General features: G+C 38.6%; 2 protein-coding genes. Both read left to right on the forward strand.

Translation table 11 applies throughout. The annotated features are described in order from the left end of the window. Positions 1-721, forward strand: a 721-nt coding sequence (gene proC, locus VXQ92_RS18480; RefSeq protein ID WP_416682791.1) for a pyrroline-5-carboxylate reductase, incomplete at its 5' end; no start/stop codon positions are given. A gap of 21 nt (positions 722-742) precedes the next feature. Continuing rightward, positions 743-1,312, forward strand: coding sequence for a YggT family protein (locus tag VXQ92_RS18485; protein ID WP_000501183.1), 570 nt, complete (start codon positions 743-745; stop codon positions 1,310-1,312). Positions 1,313-1,314: the final 2 nt, after the last annotated feature.

A 1,314-nucleotide genomic window follows, 5' to 3' on the forward strand; every position in this document is an offset into this window, starting at 1 on the left:
TTCAGATCCTGTCGAACAAATTCGTCAACTATTGCAAGAAAAGGAAGTTCATGTAACTCAAGATAATACGGCTGCTATCCAGAATGCCGATGTAGTTGTTCTTGCTGTAAAACCACAAGTTCTGGCAAATGTTCTACGTCCGTTAAAAGGTTTATTATCGGATAAATTGGTTATTTCAATTATTGCTGGTGCGGAAATTAAGACAATATCAAATCTGATTGATAGTGAACGTATTGTGCGAGTTATGCCAAATACACCTGCATTAGTTCAAACTGGTGCTCATGGTATTTACGCGACTGATGTGGTTGGTGCCTCAGACCGTGAATTAACGAGTCAGATTTTAGCAGCAACTGGTTTAACAATTTGGGTAAACTCCGAAGCTCAAATTGATGCAGTAACGGCGGTTTCAGGTTCAGGTCCAGCTTATTTCTTCTACCTCATGGAAAGTATGATTCGTGCAGGTAAAAATTTAGGCTTGGATGAAAAAGTTGCAACTGCTTTAACTCTTCAAACAGCATTAGGTGCAGCTCAAATGGCAATTACGAGTTCAAATACTCCGTCTGAGCTGCGTAAAAATGTGACGTCACCGAATGGTACAACCCAAGCTGCACTTGAAGTTTTTGATCGTGCACAAATCTCTCAAAATATTCAATCTGCATTAGCTGCTGCACAGAAACGTAGCCAAGAATTGGCTCAAGAACTGAGTGACAGTGCAAAATAGCTTTAATAGGATAAGACAACTATGGGTGCAAATTCTGCGCTAATTTTTGGAATTTTAATTAACGTCGCGATTTTATTGGTCTTTTTCCGTTTTTTAATGCAATTGGCGGCAGTAAGTCCTTATAATCCTGTGGTTTTATCGACAGTAAAGGCGACTAAGATTGTTGATATTTTTGGCCGAATTTTTCCAACGGTCGCAAAAGGCCGATTCAATCTGGCAGCGTTGGTTCTTTTAATTATTTTATATTTACTGAAAATTTTCGGTGTAATGTATCTTTCGGGTTCCATGCCAAATAGTCCAGTTCATTTAGTGATTCTGACTTTTGTGACCATGATTCAGGATTTGATTCGCTTCTGCCGTTACTTAATTTTTGCAACAATCATTTTGAGTTGGGTCGTTATGTTTACTCAATCTCGTTCACCTTATATTGAGGTGATTCAAGATTTAGCTGAACCGTTACTCGCCCCATTCCGTCGTTTATTGCCTAATATGGGGATGATTGACTTATCTCCAATTCTGGCATTTTTGGCACTCTATATTGCCGAGATCTTAATGAATGAAGTCGCTAAAGTTTTATTAACTGGGCTTTAATT

The organism is Acinetobacter sp. 228 (assembly GCF_048147885.1).

Coding starts and splice junctions, on each gene's coding strand:
- VXQ92_RS18485 (WP_000501183.1), top strand. CDS start 743: ATGGGTGCAAATTCTGCGCTAATTTTTGGAATTTTAATTAACGTCGCG.